The organism is Sphingomonas paucimobilis NBRC 13935, from assembly GCF_000739895.2.
GTDB classification, from domain to species: domain Bacteria; phylum Pseudomonadota; class Alphaproteobacteria; order Sphingomonadales; family Sphingomonadaceae; genus Sphingomonas; species Sphingomonas paucimobilis.
Map to the genome: position 1 here is coordinate 24,883 of NZ_BBJS01000007.1, position 17,499 is coordinate 42,381.

Annotated in this window: 17 protein-coding genes; 11 read left to right on the forward strand and 6 right to left on the reverse strand. The window is 67.0% G+C overall.

Features of this window, described 5'->3' with window-relative positions:
- Positions 1-3: 3 nt before the first annotated feature.
- Together SP6_RS01570 and SP6_RS01575 are read left to right on the forward strand one after the other, a co-directional pair.
- Positions 4-1,857 carry an acetyl/propionyl/methylcrotonyl-CoA carboxylase subunit alpha gene (locus SP6_RS01570; protein WP_037568875.1) on the forward strand — a complete coding sequence of 618 codons (1,854 nt, stop codon included), beginning with the start codon at positions 4-6 and terminating at the stop codon, positions 1,855-1,857.
- Complete coding sequence (locus SP6_RS01575; protein WP_007405359.1) at positions 1,854-2,303, forward strand: MaoC family dehydratase; 450 nt, start codon at positions 1,854-1,856, stop codon at positions 2,301-2,303. The genes SP6_RS01570 and SP6_RS01575 overlap by 4 nt, the downstream gene beginning before the upstream one ends.
- Before the next feature lie 89 nt (positions 2,304-2,392).
- On the opposite strand, the gene SP6_RS01580 is transcribed toward SP6_RS01575, so the two are convergent.
- A complete protein-coding gene (locus tag SP6_RS01580) occupies positions 2,393-4,474 on the reverse strand; it encodes a TonB-dependent receptor (RefSeq protein ID WP_082052392.1) in 2,082 nt (693 codons plus the stop codon).
- Positions 4,475-4,704: 230 nt separating this feature from the next.
- Between SP6_RS01580 and ccmC the strand changes: the two genes are divergently transcribed.
- The 6 genes from ccmC to SP6_RS01610 all read left to right on the forward strand — a co-directional run bounded on the left by ccmC (position 4,705) and on the right by SP6_RS01610 (position 9,417).
- A complete protein-coding gene (ccmC, locus tag SP6_RS01585) occupies positions 4,705-5,430 on the forward strand; it encodes a heme ABC transporter permease CcmC (protein WP_007405365.1) in 726 nt (241 codons plus the stop codon).
- A 97-nt stretch (positions 5,431-5,527) separates the two neighbouring features.
- Positions 5,528-5,962 (forward strand): cytochrome c maturation protein CcmE, encoded by a 435-nt coding sequence (gene ccmE / locus SP6_RS01590; protein WP_007405460.1) that lies wholly within the window; start codon positions 5,528-5,530, stop codon positions 5,960-5,962.
- Positions 5,959-7,893 carry a heme lyase CcmF/NrfE family subunit gene (locus tag SP6_RS01595; protein ID WP_007405397.1) on the forward strand — a complete coding sequence of 645 codons (1,935 nt, stop codon included), beginning with the start codon at positions 5,959-5,961 and terminating at the stop codon, positions 7,891-7,893. The genes ccmE and SP6_RS01595 overlap by 4 nt, the downstream gene beginning before the upstream one ends.
- Positions 7,890-8,417 carry a redoxin family protein gene (locus SP6_RS01600; protein WP_007405469.1) on the forward strand — a complete coding sequence of 176 codons (528 nt, stop codon included), beginning with the start codon at positions 7,890-7,892 and terminating at the stop codon, positions 8,415-8,417. Before SP6_RS01595 ends, SP6_RS01600 begins: the two co-directional genes overlap by 4 nt.
- Positions 8,414-8,791 carry a cytochrome c-type biogenesis protein gene (locus SP6_RS01605; protein ID WP_007405465.1) on the forward strand — a complete coding sequence of 126 codons (378 nt, stop codon included), beginning with the start codon at positions 8,414-8,416 and terminating at the stop codon, positions 8,789-8,791. Before SP6_RS01600 ends, SP6_RS01605 begins: the two co-directional genes overlap by 4 nt.
- On the forward strand, positions 8,791-9,417 hold the full coding sequence (locus SP6_RS01610) for a tetratricopeptide repeat protein (protein WP_007405438.1): 627 nt from the start codon (positions 8,791-8,793) through the stop codon (positions 9,415-9,417). The genes SP6_RS01605 and SP6_RS01610 overlap by 1 nt, the downstream gene beginning before the upstream one ends.
- Before the next feature lie 4 nt (positions 9,418-9,421).
- Here SP6_RS01610 and SP6_RS01615 read toward each other — a convergent pair whose 3' ends face one another.
- Both SP6_RS01615 and ald read right to left on the reverse strand, forming a co-directional pair.
- Positions 9,422-9,634 (reverse strand): DUF3072 domain-containing protein, encoded by a 213-nt coding sequence (locus SP6_RS01615; RefSeq protein WP_007405414.1) that lies wholly within the window; start codon positions 9,632-9,634, stop codon positions 9,422-9,424.
- A gap of 329 nt (positions 9,635-9,963) precedes the next feature.
- Positions 9,964-11,070 (reverse strand): alanine dehydrogenase, encoded by a 1,107-nt coding sequence (ald, locus tag SP6_RS01620; protein WP_007405466.1) that lies wholly within the window; start codon positions 11,068-11,070, stop codon positions 9,964-9,966.
- Between the two features lie 125 nt (positions 11,071-11,195).
- On the opposite strand from ald, the gene SP6_RS01625 reads away from it, so the two are divergent.
- The 3 genes from SP6_RS01625 to SP6_RS01635 all read left to right on the forward strand — a co-directional run bounded on the left by SP6_RS01625 (position 11,196) and on the right by SP6_RS01635 (position 14,505).
- The gene (locus tag SP6_RS01625; protein ID WP_007405366.1) at positions 11,196-11,639 is read left to right on the forward strand and encodes an Lrp/AsnC family transcriptional regulator; all 444 of its coding nucleotides are present in this window, start codon (positions 11,196-11,198) and stop codon (positions 11,637-11,639) included.
- A gap of 75 nt (positions 11,640-11,714) precedes the next feature.
- The gene (locus SP6_RS01630; RefSeq protein WP_007405416.1) at positions 11,715-13,391 is read left to right on the forward strand and encodes an amidohydrolase; all 1,677 of its coding nucleotides are present in this window, start codon (positions 11,715-11,717) and stop codon (positions 13,389-13,391) included.
- Between the two features lie 61 nt (positions 13,392-13,452).
- Positions 13,453-14,505 carry a choice-of-anchor A family protein gene (locus SP6_RS01635; RefSeq protein WP_007405486.1) on the forward strand — a complete coding sequence of 351 codons (1,053 nt, stop codon included), beginning with the start codon at positions 13,453-13,455 and terminating at the stop codon, positions 14,503-14,505.
- Between the two features lie 85 nt (positions 14,506-14,590).
- Here SP6_RS01635 and ctrA read toward each other — a convergent pair whose 3' ends face one another.
- The 3 genes from ctrA to SP6_RS01650 all read right to left on the reverse strand — a co-directional run bounded on the left by ctrA (position 14,591) and on the right by SP6_RS01650 (position 17,413).
- Complete coding sequence (gene ctrA / locus SP6_RS01640) at positions 14,591-15,298, reverse strand: response regulator transcription factor CtrA (RefSeq protein ID WP_007405412.1); 708 nt, start codon at positions 15,296-15,298, stop codon at positions 14,591-14,593.
- A gap of 103 nt (positions 15,299-15,401) precedes the next feature.
- Entirely contained in the window at positions 15,402-16,496 is a 1,095-nt protein-coding gene (locus SP6_RS01645) for an AI-2E family transporter (protein ID WP_007405380.1), read from the reverse strand.
- Positions 16,493-17,413, reverse strand: coding sequence for a LysR family transcriptional regulator (locus SP6_RS01650; protein ID WP_007405409.1), 921 nt, complete (start codon positions 17,411-17,413; stop codon positions 16,493-16,495). Before SP6_RS01650 ends, SP6_RS01645 begins: the two co-directional genes overlap by 4 nt.
- Positions 17,414-17,499 lie beyond the last annotated feature (86 nt).

Consider the following 17,499-nt stretch of genomic DNA (forward strand, 5'->3'; position numbering starts at 1 on the left):
CCGATGATGAACAGCCTCCTCATAGCCAATCGCGGCGAGATCGCCTGCCGTATCATCCGCACGGCACGCGAGATGGGCCTGCGCACGATCGCCGTCTATTCCGAAGCCGATGCGCAGGCGCTGCATGTGCGCCTCGCCGACGAAGCGATTGCGATCGGCCCCGCCCCGGCGCGCGAAAGCTATCTCGACGCCGACCGCATCCTCGATGCTGCGCGCGAAAGCGGTGCGGAGGCGATCCATCCCGGCTATGGCTTCCTGTCCGAAAATGCCGAATTTGCCGAAGCGGTGATCGCCGCTGGCCTCATCTGGGTTGGCCCTGATCCGGCCAGCATTCGCGCCATGGGCCTGAAGGACGCCGCCAAGGCCCGGATGATCGCGGCGGGCGTCCCCGTCACCCCCGGCTATCTGGGCGAGGACCAGTCCCCCGAACGCCTCGCCGCCGAGGCCGACGCGGTCGGCTATCCCGTGCTCATCAAGGCTGTGGCGGGCGGTGGCGGCAAGGGGATGCGCCGCGTCGACGACCCCGCCGATTTCGCCGAGGCGCTGGCGTCCTGCCGTCGTGAGGCGGCGTCCTCGTTCGGCGACGACCGGGTGCTGATCGAGAAATATATCCTCTCGCCCCGCCATATCGAAGTGCAGGTCTTCGGCGACCGTCACGGCCAGGTCGTCCACCTGTTCGAGCGCGACTGTTCGCTGCAACGCCGCCACCAGAAGGTGATCGAGGAAGCCCCCGCGCCGGGCATGGACGCCGCTACCCGCGAAGCCGTCTGCGCCGCCGCCGTCCGCGCCGCACAGGCGGTGGACTATGTCGGGGCGGGCACGATCGAGTTCATCGCCGACGCCTCCGAAGGGCTGCGCGCCGACCGGGTCTGGTTCATGGAGATGAACACCCGCCTCCAGGTCGAGCATCCCGTCACCGAGGCGATCACCGGCGTCGATCTGGTCGAGTGGCAGCTTCGTGTGGCGGCGGGCGAGCCCTTGCCGATGGCGCAAACCGACCTCGCCATCCACGGCCATGCGATCGAGGCGCGGCTCTATGCCGAGGATCCGGCCAAGGGCTTCCTTCCCGCGATCGGCACGCTCGACGTGTTCGACCTTGGCGACGACCCGGCGATCCGCATCGACACCGGGGTCGAGGAAGGCGCGGAGATCACCCCCTGGTACGACCCGATGATCGCCAAGGTCATCGCCCATGGCGACACCCGCGACGAGGCGCGCGAGGCGCTGGCCGACGCGCTGGACGAAGCGGTGATCTGGCCGGTGCGCACCAATGCGGGCTTTCTGGTCGAGGCGCTCGATCATCCCGATTTCGCCAGCGGCCAAGTCGATACCGGGCTGATCGCGCGCGAGGGCGAGGCGCTGATGCCGCCGACCGAGCCGTCCGAAGAGGCTTTGGCCGAAGCGGCGGCGGCGCTGATCGGGCAGGACGAACTCACCGGTTTCCGCCTGAACGCCGCGCCGCGCCGGACGGCCCGCTTCCTGCTCGACGGTCGGCCGATCACGGTCGATTTCAGCGAGGCGGGGGAAGTGCCCCCGTCGCCGACCGACGAGGTGCTGATCTCCGAGGGCGGGCAAAGCTGGTCCTTCACCCGCTGGCGCGCCGATGGGCTGGCGGCGGGCGGGGCGGGGGACGGCGCGATCCTGTCGCCCATGCCCGGCCGGATCATCGCGGTCGCCGTGACCGAGGGCCAGGCGGTGAGCGCGGGGCAACCGCTCGTCACGCTGGAGGCGATGAAGATGGAGCATGTCCTGACCGCGCCGTTCGACGGTGTCGTCACCGACCTGAACGCGGACACCGGCGGCCAGGTGGCGGAGGGCATTGCGCTCGTCCGCATCGTCGCGGAGGATGCGGCATGAGCGGGCGCTTCTTCGACGACTGGACGATCGGCGACCGGATCGAGCATCCGATCCGCCGCACCGTGACCGAGACGGACAATCTCCTTTTCTCGACCATGACCCATAACCCGCAGCCGCTGCACATCGATGCCGAGGCGGCGAGGGCGAGTGAGTTCGGGCAGATCCTCGTCAACGGGACCTTCACCTTCTCGCTGATGGTTGGACTGTCGGTGGGGGAGACGACCTTGGGGACGCTGGTCGCCAATCTGGGCTATGACGAACTGGTCATGCCCGCGCCGGTGTTTCTCGGCGATACCCTGCGCGCGACGAGCGAGGTGACCGCGTTGCGCGAGAGCAAGTCACGCCCCGGCGCGGGGCTGGTGACGTTCCGGCATGAGGCGCTCAACCAGCGGGACGAGGTGGTGTGCCGGTGCCTACGAACGGCGCTGGTGAAGAAGCGGGGGTAGGGGCGTGCACTTCGACTTCGCTCAGTGCGAACGGGGTTCAGTACCCAGTTCCGTTCAGCCTGAGCGAAGTCTAAGGCCAAGGGAAACCCTCACAAGCGGGTCCGTACTCCGATCCACAAAGTCCGTGGCGTCGCCCGCTCGATGAGCCCGGCCCCGCTATAGGCCGCTTCCACCCGCGCATCGGCGAGATTCTCGGCCCGTGCCTCGATCAGCCAGCCGCGCACCACCGGCACCGCCGCATAGGCATCCAGCGTGGTGGCGGGAGCGAGGCTACGGCTATTTTGGTCATCCTCAAACTGGCGTCCGACATGCCGCACCGTCCCGCTGAGCGTCGCGCCGCGATGCTCGACCGCCAGCGTGGCGGATAGCTGGTCGCGCGGCGTCTGCGCCGGGCGCAGGCCGTCGAGCGGCATGGCGGTTCCTGAAGCCTCCACCCGCGCGTTGAGATGCGACCAGGACGCCCGCGCGCTGACCGGTCCGGCGACGGCGTTCGCCTCCAACTCGAAGCCTTCCGAGCGGATCGCATTGAGATTCTGCCGCATCCGATACACGCCGTTCGCCGCGACGAAGCCGACGCCGGGAAAGGTCCCTGGCCCCCGCGCGATGGTCACATTGGCGATGGCATCGGTCAGCCGGTTGACGAAATAGGTCGCCGATAGCCGCAGCCCCGGCGTCGGGGTCAGGTCGAAGCCTCCCTCCACGCCCTCGACCCGCTCGGGGTTGAGCGCGGCATTGGCAGCGGTGGCATCGGCGCCGGCGCGGAACGGGCGATAGAGCTCGTTGAGCGTCGGCAGTCGCCATCCGCGATAGGCGGCGGCGCGCAGCGACAGCGGCTCGACCGGGCGAACCGCCACCCCCAGCCGTCCGGTAAATTCCTGGCCCGAGCGATCGGGGAAATTCGCGTTGGTCAGCACCGCGCCGGTCGCCAGCACGCCCTCGTCCAGCCGCCCGTTCCGGATGCGCCAGTCATCCACCCGCGCGGCGGCGGTCACGGTCACCATGCCCGCCTCGACGCTGCCATCGGCGAACAGCCCCATGGTCCGCGTCGCACCGCCCGCCTCGCGCCGCCGGGTGGGGAGGCCGGCGACATAGGTGTAGAGTTCCTGCGTCCGCCCGCTGGTGTCGCGAATGTCGCCCCCGAGCCGCAGCGTGATCGCGTCGCCCAGCGGGGGCGACACCTCAACCCGCGCGCCGAGGCCGGTCGCGGGAACATTATATTGGTCGAGCGTCAGCGTGGCGGCGGTCCGCGCCGCGTTGACGCTGGCATAGCGCGAGGCGAATTGCCGCGTCTGGACATAGCCCAGCGCCGACCATCCCCAACGTCCGCGCCCGACCAGCCGCACGCTGGCATCCGCGCCGTCCGAGCGATTGTCGGTAAAGTCGGTCCCCCGGTCGCGCGCGTCGTGAAAGGCGGCCAGCGTCATCTGCAATTCGGTTGATGGCGCGATGCCGACGACCCCGCGCGCTGCGCCCGAATATTGTTCATAAGGGGCGGGGCGATCGACGGGGCCACGCTGCTCCGCAACGATGGGGGTGAAGCCGTCGCCGCGCGCATAGGCACCCGACAGCGTCAGGAATCCGCCGCCCCGCACCAACGAGGCCGATCCTTGCGCATCGACCGAATCCCGGCTGCCATAGGCGACGGCCACATCGAGCGGCGAAAGCTGATCGAGCGTTGCGCTGTCCATTTCGATCGTGCCCGCCAGCGCGCCGGGACCCCAAAAGCCCGATCCACCGCCTCGAGTCACGCGAATGCGGCCCAATCGCCCGGTCGCATAGGCCGGGAACACCACCCATCCGCCGAACGGATCGGCTTGCGGCACGCCGTCCACCACCAGCAATGCACGGCTCGACGCGTTGCCGCCCAGTCCGCGCAGGGTAATCCCCTGCGAGGTCGGATGGGCCGAACGGCTATCCGATCGGCGGAACTGCTGCAGCCCCGCAACATCGGCCAGTACATTTTCCAGCCTTTGCGAGGCGTTCTGGATGATCCGGTCGCGGTCGATTGTCACCACGTCGAACGCCCGGTCGCCCGGCTGGTCGGCGAGGCCGCGACCGGTAACGGTGATGGTCGCACCCGCATCCGGGGTCGTTTGCGCCGTGACAACGGAGGGGGCCAAGCCAAATGCCAGGCAGGCCAAGAGGCTTGATGGGCGAGCGGAAACGGTCATGACGGTCGAAATTCCCCCTGATCTGGCCGCCGCCCCGGCAAGGGCCGGGGCCTCTCATGGCTCTTTGGCCTGGTTCGAAAGAGATTCCCGCTTTTGACGGGACGGCGGCTGGGCATCCACGCCCTTATCGACGGGATAAACCAGCCGCCACGCGCTGGGTTGCGCGGGAACGAAATTGTTGCGCGACGATGGATGACGGGGGCGAAAAAGCCTCTTACAGTCCTTGCATTGTGCCGACCCTCCACGCCCTTGCGAATCCTGCGCGTTTTCTGAAGATCGCCCGTCCGTTGACCGGGATATGCCTGGGCCTGGGGCTGGCGTTGGTCGCGATCGGGGCGTGGGCGGGGCTGACCCAGACGCCGCCCGATTATCTGCAGGGCGAGACAGTGCGGATTCTCTATATCCATGTTCCCGCCGCGTGGTTGGGCATGGGCGGGTGGAGCGGGATCGCGGCGGCCAGCCTGTCGCTGATCGTCTGGCGGCATCCGCTGGCTCAGGTGGCGGCGCGCGCCATCGCCTGGCCGGGGGCTGTGTTCGCCGGGCTTTGCCTGGCGACCGGATCGATCTGGGGGCGGCCGACCTGGGGAACATGGTGGCAATGGGACGGGCGGCTGACCTCGATGCTGCTGCTGCTGTTCGTCTATCTCGGCTATATCGTGCTCGCCCGTGCCGACGCCGATCGTGGTGGGGATGGTCGCATCCCGGCGCTTTACGGGTTGGCGGGCACCGCGTTGCTGCCGATCATCCGTTACTCGGTGGTGTGGTGGAACACGCTGCATCAGGGCCAGTCGATCGGGCTGACCGGATCGAGCATTGACGGCGCACTGCTCTGGCCGCTGCCGATCACGCTGTCGGGCTTCACCCTGTTGTTCGCCGCCATCGTGTTGATGCGGATGCGCACCCTACTCGCCCAGGCCAAGGCCGAGGCGCGGATGCGGCGGATGGCGCGCGCATGAACCAATGGACGTTCGTGGCGGCCGCTTACGGCGTCATGCTGGGCGGCACGGGGCTGCTCCTCGTGCTCAGCTATCTGGCGATGAAGCGCGCCGAGAAATGACGCCGAAATCCCAACGCCTCACGCTGGCGCTGCTGGCGCTGGCCGCGATCGTCGCGGCGGCGCTGCTGGCCATGTCGGCGATGAAGGATCAGGCGGCGTTCTTCTACACGCCGTCCGATGCGCAGAGGCAGGGCCTGCCGCTGGGCCGCGCCGTCCGGCTGGGCGGGATGGTCGAGGCGGGGTCGGTACGGCGCGCGCCCGACGGCGTGACGGTGCGCTTCGTCGTGACCGATGGCAAGGCGACGACACCCGTCACCTTCGCCGGCATCACCCCCGACCTGTTCCGTGAGAAATCGGGCGTGGTGGCGGAGGGGCAGTTCCAGCCCGATGGTCACTTCGTCGCAACCAATCTGCTCGCCAAGCATGACGAGAAATATATGCCCCCCGAAATGGCGGGCAATATGCACGAGAGCCGGAGCCTGAAGCCGTGATCGCCGAAGCCGGGCTTGCCGCGCTCTGGTTTGCCGCGATGCTGGCGGCGTTGCAGCTTTTGCTAGGTGTCCTGGCGCTGCGCCGAAAAGACGCGGCCGGCGAGCAGGCCATGGCGGCGATCGGGCCCGTCGCGATCGTACAGGGCGCGCTGGTCGCCATCGCCATGGCGGCGCTGATCGCGGTGTTCTTGGCCACCGATCTGTCGGTCAAGCTGGTCGCGGAGAACAGCCATGCGGCCAAGCCCTGGATCTACAAATTCGCCGGCGCCTGGGGCAATCACGAAGGGTCGATGCTGCTCTGGGTGACGATCCTGGGGGCGGGCGGCGCGTTGGTCGCTTGGAAGGAACGCGCGCTCGACCGGGCGACCTATGTCGCCACCCTGGCGGCGCAGGGGGCGATCGCGCTGGGTTTCTATGCTTTCCTGCTCTTTGCTTCCAATCCGTTCGCGCGGCTGAACCCGGCACCGGCGGAGGGGCAGGGGCTGAACCCGCTGTTGCAGGACCCTGGTTTGGCCTTCCATCCGCCCACGCTCTACGCGGGCTATGTCGGGCTGTCGGTCGCCTTTTCCTTCGCGGTCGGCGCGTTGGTGACGGGACAGGTGGGGCCGGCCTTTGCCCGCGCGATGCGGCCCTGGGTGCTGGGGGCCTGGGTGTTGCTGACCATCGGCATCACGGCGGGGTCCTATTGGGCCTATTATGAGCTGGGCTGGGGCGGCTGGTGGTTCTGGGACCCGGTCGAGAATGCCTCGCTGATGCCGTGGCTGGCGGCGACGGCTTTGCTCCATTCGGTCAATGTGCTGGCGGCGCGTGACGGGTTGCGGGCGTGGACCGTCATGCTGGCGGTCGTCGCCTTTTCCATGTCGATGATCGGCACCTTTCTGGTCCGCTCAGGCATATTGACCAGCGTCCATGCCTTCGCCGTCGATCCCCGGCGGGGGGCGTTCATCCTCGCGCTACTGGGTCTCTATATCGGCGGGGCGCTCGTGCTGTTTGGCGCGCGGATCGGGCAGGTGCGTGCCGGACGCAGCTTCGCCTTTGTCAGCCGCGAGGGCGGGCTCGTCGTCAACAATCTGTTGCTCTCGGTCATCCTCGGCATCGTGCTGATCGGCACGCTGTATCCACTGGTCGCGGCCGGGTTCGGCGTGCGCCTGTCGGTCGGGCCGCCCTTCTTCCACGCCGCCGCCGGGCCGGTCGCGCTGGCGCTGGTGGCCGTCATGGCGGTCGGCCCGATGTTGCGCTGGCGGCAGGATCAGGCCGAGGCGGCGCTGATCCGCATGCTGTGGCCGATGGTCGCGGCGGCCGGGACATTTGCGTTGCTGCTGACGCTGACCGGCGGGATGGGCGTGTTGCCGCTGCTCGGCCTGTCCTTCGGCGTCGGGCTGATCGTCGCGAGCGTCCTGCCCATCACGCAGCGCAACTGGCGTCGCACGCCGCTGCCCATCTGGGGGATGGTCGTCGCGCATGCCGGCATCGGCGTCAGCCTGATCGGCATGGCGTGCGACAGCGCTTTCACCGCCGAGCGACTGGTTGCGCTCTATCCGGGGCAGGCGACGATCGTCGGCCCGTGGCGGGTCCAGTTGAATCGCATCTATCCCAATGTCGGCCCCAATTGGTCGGCGCTGGAAGCCCGACTGACCGCGACGCGCGATGGCGAGGCTACCACCTTGCGCCCGCAGCAGCGCTTCTTCACCGATCCGCCGACCACGACCAGCGAAAGCGCCATCGCCACCCGCTGGGACGGGCAACTCTATACCGTGCTGGGGCAGCAGGATGCCGCGACCGGCCGCTGGCAGTTGCGGCTGTGGTGGAAGCCGTTCGTGACGCTGATCTGGTTCGGCGGTATCCTCGTGGCCCTTGGCGGCGCGCTGGCGCTGGTCGGGCGCTGGTGGAAGACATGGCAGCAACGGCGGCGGGAGGCCCTTTGGGGATGAAGCGTGTGCTGATCTGGGCGCCGCTGGCCGCCTTCGGGGCGTTGTTCGCGGTGGTGGCGGCGGGGCTGATGCGCCCGGCCGACACCACCGTGCATTCGACCCTGGTCGACAAACCGCTGCCGACCTTCCAGCTCGCCCCGATGGTGCCGGGCAAGCCGGGTCTGGCCAGCAGCGATTTCGGACGGGGGACGCCGCGTCTGCTCAACGTCTTTGCCAGCTGGTGCATTCCCTGCATCGCCGAGGCGCCGCAGTTGATGCGCCTGAAGGCGCGCGGCATCCCGATCGATGCCATCGCGATCCATGACAAGGGCCCGGCGATCGCCGGCTTCCTGCGCCGCAACGGCGATCCCTATGCCGCGATCGGGGACGACAGCCGCAGCCGGGTGCAACTCTCGCTCGGCTCGTCGGGGGTGCCCGAGACGTTCCTGATCGACGGACGCGGGCGGATCGTGCGGCAATATATCGGCGATATCCGCCCCGATCAGGTCGAACAGATCGTCCGCGACGTGGCCGCCGCGCGATGAGCCTGATCCTGGCCTTCGCACTGGCGGCGGGATCGACTCCGCCTGATCTCGGCAACACCCAATTGCCCGATCCCCGCGCCGAGGCGCAGGCCCGCGCGCTGATGGGCGAGCTGCGCTGCGTCGTCTGCCAGGGCCAATCGATCGCCGACAGCGATGCCGATATGGCCGCCGACATGCGCGCGCTGGTTCGCCAGCGGATCGCGCGCGGTGAGAGCCCGTCGCAAATCCGCGACTGGCTGATCGAGCGCTATGGCGATTATGTCAGCTATGATCCGCGGCTATCGGGTGCGACCGCGCTGCTCTGGGCGACGCCGCTCCTGCTGCTGACGATCGGCGCCTGGATCGCGCGCTCCAGTTTCCGGAAGCGGCGCTGATGGGTTGGCTGATCCTGATCCTGCTGGCGGCGGCGGCGATGGGGCTGGCCCTATGGCGGGGTTTCCCCAAGCCCCTGTGGACGATGCTGGGCGCCGCGCTCGCGCTGGGTGGCGTCGGCTATGCGTGGCAGGGACGGCCGAGCCTGCCCGCCAGTCCGCCATCGACACGGCCCGATCCCCGGCTCGATAGCGAGGATTTGGTCGAATTGCGCGGCCAGTTGATGGGGCGGTTCGGGGGCGAGGCCGCGATGTTCACCGCCGCCGATGCGCTGGCGCGGTCGGGCAATAAGCGGACGGCGGTGCAGATCATGCTGGGCGCGGTCGGCGCCAATCCGCGGAGCGTCGCCTATTGGACCGAGTTGGGCAATGTCCTGTTCGCGCATGACGGCTATCAGATGTCGCCCGCCGCGCAATTCGCCTTTCGCCGGGCGCGAGCTTTGGGGCCCAATGACCCGGTGCCGTTCTTCTTCGAAGGGCTGGCGCAGATGCGCGCGGGCGATTTCGCCAAGGCGCGGATCCTGTGGCGGCTGGCGCTGCAACGCACACCCGCCGATGCGCCTTATCGCCCGGCCATTGCGCAGCGGGTGATGCTGCTCGACCGGGCGATGGCGTTGATGGAGCAATAGGGGCTTATTGGCCCCGGCCAGTCTTTGCCTGAAGCGCGTCAATCCGCTTGGAGGCTTCGGCCTTGGTCAGGCTGTCGTCGAACGGCTCGCCGGCCTCTTCGGACAGGGTCTTGAGATAGCTGGCCTGCGCGCCGGTCATCGCTTCGTCGCCGGTGGTCCAGTCATCGGGGTCCTTCTCGGCATTGGAGAAGGGTTCGGATTTGGGGTTGTCGGTCATCTCGGCATCCTTTCGCCGGGACCAACGCAGGCGTTCTATTTCTGTTCACGCGAGGGCGCGATGACGCGAAGATTTTGGTTCGCGTGGAAGCGCGGCGCTTATCGGGAAACCCAAACCTCCGTTCAGCCTGAGCGCAGTCGAAGGCCACGGGTTTACCTTCGTGGCGGAGGGCGGGACGTGCGCTTCGACTTCGCTCAGCGTGAACGGAGGTTGGGGATGAGCAGGCCTGATTGCGTATAGCTCGGGAACCACCGTTCGGCCTGGGCAAAGTCGAAGGCCACACGAAGCACCTTCGACGAAACCCAGACCGAACGGCGGCCAGGACAGGCTTAGCCCGCCCAGGCCTCGAACGGCAGGTCGAGCGCTTCGGCCACCGCGGCGTGGCGGATCTTGCCGCCCGACACGTTCAGGCCGTTGGCCAGATGGGCATCGGCCTTCATCGCGGCCTCGGCCCCCATGTTCGCCAGACGCAGCGCGAAGGGCAGGGTGGCGTTGTTGAGCGCGAAGGCCGAGGTGCGCGCGACCGCGCCCGGCATGTTGGCGACGCAATAATGGATCACGCCATCGATCTCGAACACCGGGTCTTCGTGCGTGGTGGCATGGCTCGTCTCGAAGCAGCCGCCCTGGTCGATCGCGATGTCGACCAGCACCGAGCCGCGCTTCATCGTCTTCAGCATGTCGCGGGTAACGAGCTTGGGCGCCGCCGCACCGGGGACCAGCACCGCGCCGATGACGAGGTGGGCGTTCTTCACCGCCGCCGCGATCGCCGCCTTGGAGGCATAGGCGGTCTTGATCTGGCTGGAGAAAAACATGTCCAGCTCGGCCAGACGGTCATTGTTGATGTCGTAGATGGTGACGTCGGCGCGCAGACCCACCGCCATCTGCGCCGCATTCACGCCCGAGACGCCGCCGCCCAGGATCGCCACCTTGGCCGGCGCCACGCCGGGCACGCCGCCCAGCAGCACGCCGCGACCGCCCTGTTCCTTTTCCAGATAATGCGCACCGACCTGCACCGCCATGCGGCCGGCGACTTCCGACATCGGCTTGAGCAGCGGCAGGCCGCCACGTGGGCTGGTCACCGTCTCATAGGCGATGCAGGTCGCGCCCGACGCCATAAGCCCTTCGGCCTGCGGCTTGTCAGCGGCGAGGTGGAGATAGGTGAAGAGCAGGTGATGCGGGCGCAGCATCGCCACTTCCTGCGGCTGCGGTTCCTTCACCTTCACGATCATCTCGGCCTGGTCGAACACTTCGGCAGCGGTCGCGACGATGCGCGCGCCGGCGTCGACATAGTCCTGATCCTCGAAATCGATGCCGCTGCCGGCCTTAGTCTCGACGATGACCTCATGGCCGGCGGCGACCAACTCGGCCACCGATGGCGGGGTCAGGCCGACGCGATATTCGTGATTCTTGATTTCCTTGGGCACACCGACGCGCATGGCGAACTCTCCTGAATGATGGGCCGATAATAGCGCCGATCGGGCGGGAGAGGTTTGCAAAACAATCCTTCCAGTGCGGCCATTTTGGGATTTTCTTGCGTAATCGATGCTAGTATCGGGATGAAATGTCCGACGCGATCGACCGCCGCATATTGGCCCAACTGGCCAGCGATTCCGACCTGACCAGCGCCGCGCTGGGCGAGAAGGTGGGGCTGTCGGCCAGTGCGGCGCATCGCCGTGTGGCGCAGTTGCGTGAGGCGGGGGTCATCGCCGGCTATCGCGCGATCCTGAGCCATGAGGCACGCGGCCGGCCCTCGATCGTGATGGTCAACGTCACCTTGAAGGACCAGCGGCAGGAGACGATGGCGGCATTCGAGCGCGAAATCCTGCGCTGTCCCGAGATCGTCGAATGTTTCCTGATGAGCGGCGAGGCGGACTATATGATCCAGGTCGAGGTGCGCCGCGACGATAGTTACGAGCGCATCCACCGCGAAACGCTGGCGAGATTGCCGGGGGTGACGCGGCTGGCCTCGCACTTCGTGATTCGCGAGGTGGTGCGGCGGTCGTGACGCTTTCCTCCCCTTGCAGGGGAGGACGATTCTGTGCGCTTCCCACTCGCTTCATCACCCGATAGGGAACGAACCATGCTCAAGTCGGCTTCCTCCTTCCGCCCCCTTCGCATCCTGCTCGCCGCGACGCTGGCGACCGCACTCACCCCCGTCGCTGCTTTCGCCGACGCGCTGATCGACAATGTCGCGGGGATGACGTTGGACAAGGATGGCAAGGTCGTCCGCTTCACCGGCCTGCTGCTGACCTCGGACGGCAAGGTCGTGCGGCTGCTCTCCGCCAAGGACAAGCGTCCCGAAAAGCTCGACTGGCGCGCCGATATGAAGGGGCGGGTGCTGATCCCCGGCTTCGTCGATTCGCATGGCCATGTGATGGGGCTGGGCTTCCGCCTGCTCGAACTCGATCTGGCACCGACCAAGTCGCTCGACGAGGCCAAGGCGCGGATCGCGGCCTATGCCTCGGCCAACCCCGAGCGCAAATGGGTGATGGGCGGCGGCTGGAACCAGGAGAGCTGGGCGCTCGGTCGCTTCCCCACCGCCGCCGATCTGGACGCGGTCGTCGCCGACCGGCCGGTGGTGATGGAGCGCGCCGACGGCCATGCGCTCTGGGCGAACAGCGCGGCGATGAAGGCGGCGGGCATTACGGCCAAGACCGTCTCGCCCGCCGGCGGCCGGATCGAGAAGATCGGCGGCCAGCCCTCGGGCGTGTTCGTCGACGCCGCGATGGCGCTGATCCAGAAGGCGGTGCCGCAACCGCTGGCCAAGGATCGCAATACCGCCTTCCTCAAGGCGCAGAATGAACTGCTCAGCCACGGTATCACCGCGACCGCCGATATGGGCACGACGCTGGACGAATGGATGACCTATCGCCGGATGGGCGATGCCGGAAATCTGCGCGTCCGCATAATGAGCTATGGCGGCGGCGTCGAGGACAGCGTGCGCATCGGCGGCACCGGGCCGACCCAGTGGCTGTACAACAACAAGCTGCGGCTGGTCGGCGTGAAGCTTTATGGCGATGGCGCACTGGGGTCGCGCGGCGCGTGGTTGAAGCAACCCTATGCCGATGCGCCAGGGCAGACCGGGCTGGGGTTCATGTCGGACGATGTGATCCGCAACCTGATGAGCCGCGCGGCGATGGACAAATATCAGGTCGCCGTCCACGCGATCGGCGACCGCGCCAATGCGCAGGTGCTCGACGCGATCGACGAACTGGCGGAGACCTATAAGGGCGATCGGCGCTGGCGGATCGAACATGCCCAGATCGTCGATCCGGCCGATCTGTCGCGCTTCGGCAGACATGGCATCATCGCCTCGATGCAGCCGGTGCACGAGACCAGCGACCGGACGATGGCGGAGGCGCGACTGGGCCCCGCACGGCTGACCGGCGCCTATGCCTGGAACACGATGTTGAAGAATGGGGCGACCCTGGTCTTCGGCTCAGACTATCCGGTCGAAACCCCCGATCCCTTTGCCGGCTGGGCCGCGGCGATCACCCGACAGGGGCCAGACGGCCAGCCCTATGGCGGGTGGCAGCCGCAGGAGATCGTTACCCGCGAACAGGCGTGGCGCGCCTTCACCATGGACGGCGCCTATGCCGGCTTCGCTGAGGATCTGTTCGGCCGGCTGGGCCATGGTCAGCAGGCGGACTTCATCATCGTCGACCGCAATCCGCTGGACGCCAACCCGACCGAACTGCGCGCGACCAAGGTCGAGGAGACCTGGATCGGCGGGCAGAAGGTATGGGAGCGGCGCTGATCCCGGATCGGGACGATGCCGGCTAAGGGAATGACAAGCCTTTTCAGTTAGAGCCCTGGCCATGAAATATCGTCTGTCGTTCGTCGGGCTAATCGCCGCCGCGCTGCCGTCCCTCGCCATGGCCACGCCCGTCGTGGGCATCGATGCCTTGAAGGAATGGAATCTGATCGTGCTGGGCGATCTGACGTCCAGTTCCGAGGTGGAGGGACGGACGTTTGTCGGGGGTAATCTGAGCGGCAATTCGTCCAATTATCAAATCCGTACGCCGGCCCCGTCGAGCTATGCCGTGCCCGGTCTTACCGTGGTCGGTGACGTGCTGGGCGGTACGAAGAATTTGAACAACGGCTCGGGCGCACTGGTCGGCGGCAGTGTCCAGGGCGGGTTCAACCTGAATGGCGGCGTGCAGACGGTGAAGGTGGGCGGCACGCTGTCCAACACCAACATCAACCAGAATATCGTCCAGTCCGGCTTGAGCGCGAGCGATCCCGGCTTCGTCGCAGGGTTGAACCAGCAGAAGACGCTGCTCGCCAGCAGCATGACCGATCTGTCGAACAGCTATGCCGGGCTGACCGCGACCAGCAGCGTCAGCATCGCGGGCAATCGTGCGACGTTCAACGCGGTCGCCAATGCGAATGGCGTGGCGGTGTTCAACCTGAATGCGGCCGACCTGTCGCGCTTTGGCGAGATCGCGTTCAACCGCAATGGCGCGGATACGGTCATCGTCAACGTGACCGGCAGCGCGGTTCGGCTGGACGATAATTTCCTGGGCGATGCCACCGGCCTGGGCGAGCATGTCATCTGGAATTTCCCGACCGCGACCAGTCTGGAGCTGACCGCCGCCTGGAAGGGATCGGTCCTCGCGCCCAAGGCAGCCGCCACGACGGCCAATTATATCGAGGGCTCGGCGGTGTTCGGCAGCCTGATCCAGAATGGGGAATTCCATCTAGGCACTTATATCGGCGCCTATGCACCGACTTCGCCGCAAGTGCCTGTCACACCGGGCGGCAGCAGCGGCGGCTCGCCAACGCCCGTGCCCGAGCCTGCCACGATGGCGTTGATGGCGGGGGGATTGGCGTTGCTGGTTCTGGCGCGGCGGCGGCGCGTCACTGCCTGATGGGGTAGGGCCACGGGACTCGCGCATGAAAAAAGGGCCGGTCCGCCCCCGCGAACCGGCCCTTTTTCTGCCCCCCGGCCGCCAATCAGGCGACGGCTTGTTCGGGCTGTCCGACCTCATCGGGTTCGCGCAGCACATAGCCACGGCCCCAGACCGTCTCGATATAATTCTCGCCATCACAGGCCAGGCTGAGCTTCTTGCGCAGCTTGCAGATGAAGACGTCGATGATCTTCAGTTCAGGCTCGTCCATGCCGCCATAGAGATGGTTCAGGAACATCTCCTTGGTCAGCGTGGTGCCCTTGCGGAGCGACAACAGCTCCAGCATCGCATATTCCTTGCCGGTCAGGTGGACGCGGGCATTCTCGACCTCGACGGTCTTGGCGTCCAGGTTCACCGCCAGCTTGCCGGTGCGGATGATCGATTGCGAATGGCCCTTGGACCGGCGCACGACCGCATGAATGCGCGCGATCAGCTCCTCGCGGTGGAACGGCTTCGTGACATAGTCGTCGGCGCCGAAGCCGAAGCTGCGTACCTTCGAATCCATCTCGTTGATCCCCGACAGGATCAGCACGGGGGTCGAAACCCGCGCGACGCGCAGCCGCTTCAGCACGTCATAGCCGTGCATGTCGGGCAGGTTCAGATCGAGCAGGATGATGTCGTAATCATACAGCTTGCCCAGATCCAGGCCCTCTTCGCCCAGGTCGGTAGTATAGACGTTGAAGCCTTCGCTGCCGAGCATCAGCTCGATCGCCTTGGCGGTCGTCGGTTCGTCCTCGATCAGCAATACGCGCATCGGCAGTCCCCATTCGCGATGATCGCCCTCCGTGAGGCCCCCGGCGATCTGAAATTCTATTCATTAACCAATGCGGATATGAACGCAAAAGGTTAATTCGCTCCTAACTGGGACTCTTGGTGTCGTTTTTCAGACGAGCACCGGGACCGAGCAAACTTTTATGCTCCGCGCGCGGAATATTTTCGCCTAAAACTTCACGTAGATAAAGACTCCGGATCAAGGTGAAGACGACCACCAGAATCGCGGCGGAAAAGAACAATCCGAACAGGCCGAAGATCGTCCCGATGGCGATGATCGCGAAAAGGGTGATCGCTGGCGGGATCGCGACGACTCGGCTCGTGACGAAAGGGGTGATGGCGTTGGTCTGGATCAGGCGAACGACCGCGAAGGTGACGAGTGTGCCGATGACCGCGCCATTGCCGCCCTGCGCCGCAAGGCCCAAGGCGGGCAGCATGGCGGCGATCGGCCCGACATAGGGGACGAACTCGCTGAGCCCGGTCAACAGGCCCAGCGCGGCGGCGGAGGGCACGCCGGCAATGCCCAGCCCGATACCGACCAGCACGCCCATCGTCGTCATCTGGATGAGCTGCGCGCGCAGCCACAGGCGAAGCGTCGATTCGGTGTCGAACAGCGCGTCTTCGATCGCGGGACGCATCGAGTGGGGGATGAGCAGCAGGAAGCCGCGCTCATAGACCTTGGGATCGGCGGCGAAGAACAGTGCGCCGACCAGCAGCAACAGGCAGTTCAGGACGAACTCCCCCGCGCCCGACACGATGCCGCTGATATCCTGCGCCACGCGGCTGCCGGCATAGGCGGCGCGCACCGCATCGACGATCTTCGCCCCGACCGGCGACTGCGACGCCCAGCCCGCGAGCTGGTCGAGCAGGATGGGCAGTTGCGTCACCAGCGTGTTCAATTGCTGGCGAAAGGCGACGCCGAACAGCCAGGCGAGGAAGCCCAGCACCGCCAGCACGGTCACGATCGACAGCGTCAGCGAGCGTTTGGGCCCGAGCGGCAGGTGATCGGCATAGAGATCGGCAATGGCATGGATGACGATCGCCCCCAGGACCGAGCCAAAGGCCAGGATCATCAGATTGCCCGCCCGGAACAGCGCGGCGGCGATGGCCAGGATCAGCAGGATCAGGACGATCCGGCGGACGAAGCGCGCATCGCTCTCGTCGGGGCGGAGCCGGTTCATGCCGCTGCTCCCGGGCCATGGGTGGCGCAGGGATCCCGCACCCGATCGGCCAGCCAGGCGATCAGCGCCTCGACCCGTGCCGGTCGCAAGGGGCTGGGCGGGGTGAGAAGGTGCAGGCCGATCGGCGGGGGCGTCCATTCGGTCAGGATCTCGGTGGCCGCCCCGCTCGTCAGATGCGGCCCGATGATGAAGCCGGGCAGCCGCGCGATGCCGAGCCCGGCCACCACCGCCGGCACCAGCGCATCACCGCTATTGGCGGTCAGCGGACCCTGCGGCCGCACTGACACTTCGGCGCCATTGGGGTGGCGAAACCGCCAAGGGCCGGTGATGTTGGAATAGCTGAGCAGGCGATGTTCGCCCAGTTCATTGGGATGGCGAGGATGGCCATGCTCGGCCAGATAGCCGGGCGACGCGACGACATGCGTCGAAATGCCGCACAGCCGCCGCGCGCGCAGCGAGCTGTCTGGCAGGTCGGCGATGCGCAGCGCGATGTCATAGCCCTCCGCGACGATATCGACCCGCGCATCGGACAGGCTGAGTTCGATCTCGATGCCGGGATGCTGGGCCAGGAAATCGGCAATGATCGGGGCGATATTGCTGACCCCGAACGACATGGGCGCGGCCAGGCGGATGCGGCCTGATGGCGCGCTGGCGGCATCGCGCGCGGCTTCCTCGGCGGCGCGGGCCTCGGCCAGGATGCGCGCGGCATGGTCGGCCAGCGGCTTGCCCGCTTCGGTCAGCGCCAGGCGGCGCGAGGTGCGGTGGAACAGCGACTGGTTGAGTTGCGCCTCCAACCGGGTGATCGCCTTGGACACGGTCGCCTTGGACAGGCCGATCGCGTCGGCGGCGGCGCTGAACGATCGATGTTCGACCACGGCGGCGAAGATGGCCCAGGCTTCCAGATCCGGCAGACGCATCGACACCCCCTTAGGTCCCCGCGCGCGACCCCTTGGCGGTCGGCTTCGCGCTACAATGCACATGGAAACGATCGGTTTCCAGCGTT